This window comes from Achromobacter sp. SIMBA_011 (assembly GCF_046535435.1).
Lineage (GTDB): Bacteria > Pseudomonadota > Gammaproteobacteria > Burkholderiales > Burkholderiaceae_B > Achromobacter > Achromobacter dolens.
This window is the reverse complement of record NZ_JAWRWN010000198.1, coordinates 1-322: the sequence shown is the minus strand read 5'-3', so window position 1 is coordinate 322 and position 322 is coordinate 1. Positions and strand designations below refer to the sequence as shown.

The following is a 322-nucleotide window of genomic DNA, read 5'->3' as shown; positions in this document are numbered from 1 at the left end:
CTGCATGATCCTGCGTCGAGAAAATGTTGCAGGATGCCCAGCGGATATCCGCGCCGAGTTCCTTGAGCGTCTCGATCAGAACGCCGGTCTGGATCGTCATGTGAAGAGAACCGGTGATGCGTGCGCCCTTCAGGGGCTTGCTCTCGCCGAATTCTTTGCGGCAGGACATCAGGCCAGGCATTTCGGTTTCGGCGATGTCCAATTCCTTGCGGCCGAATGCGGCAAGGTTGATATCGGCGACGATGTAGTCCTTCTCAAGGCTCATGAGGTTCTCCAGATCAGAAATGCCGTGCCTGTCAGCCCGGCTTTTAAACGTAGCAGC

The 322-nt window shown here is 56.5% G+C and carries 1 protein-coding gene; it reads right to left on the bottom strand.

Translation table 11 applies throughout. The annotated features are described in order from the left end of the window. The coding region (locus tag SB816_RS30560) for an adenosylhomocysteinase (protein WP_410548060.1) at positions 1-265 on the bottom strand (265 nt) is incomplete at its 3' end. Between the last annotated feature and the right edge of the window lie 57 nt (positions 266-322).